The 586-nt window shown below is 51.0% G+C and carries 1 protein-coding gene; it reads right to left on the reverse strand.

Going from position 1 to position 586, the window contains the following annotated elements:
- Positions 1–586: DEAD/DEAH box helicase (locus tag Xvie_RS20535; RefSeq protein ID WP_279625700.1), on the reverse strand; the 586-nt coding region annotated here is incomplete at both ends.

Below are 586 nucleotides of genomic sequence, written 5' to 3' on the forward strand. Positions count from 1 at the left end.
GGGATAACCGAGGCGGTGAACCGTGCCGGAGTGATCCAGAATGATGCATCTGTCCTTACCCTTGGCAGTACGCAGACCCCTACCGATTGTTTGGAGCCAACGGATTTCTGACTTGGTGGGACGGGCGTAGATAATGCACCGCACATCACTGTCAAAACCCGCCGCGAGAACTCCAATGTTTACAATAATTTTCGTCGCCCCCTGCTCAAACTTATGGATGATCAAATCCCGTTCGTCAGGAGGTGTACTGGCGGTCATGATCTCCGCATTTACTCCGGCACGGTTGAATTCGACCGTGATAAAATTGGCATGACTGACGTTGACACAGAAGCAAATAGTGGGCTGGTTCTCGCCCAGTTTCAGCCAGCTACTTACGATATCCCCCACCAAATCAGCCCCGCACATGATTTCGGCAATCTCATCTTCCTTGTAGTCATTGCCGTACTCATAGCTTTGAGTGGATTTCATCCCCGTTAGATCGGGTTTTGTGGGGGCATAGAACTCATAGGCGCTCAGGTCGCCACGCTGGATTAACTCTTTTATCGTGGTCGGCTTTATCAGCTTCTGGTAGTAGTGCCCCAAGAAC

The sequence above is a fragment of the Xenorhabdus vietnamensis genome, assembly GCF_002127535.1.
Lineage (GTDB): Bacteria > Pseudomonadota > Gammaproteobacteria > Enterobacterales > Enterobacteriaceae > Xenorhabdus > Xenorhabdus vietnamensis.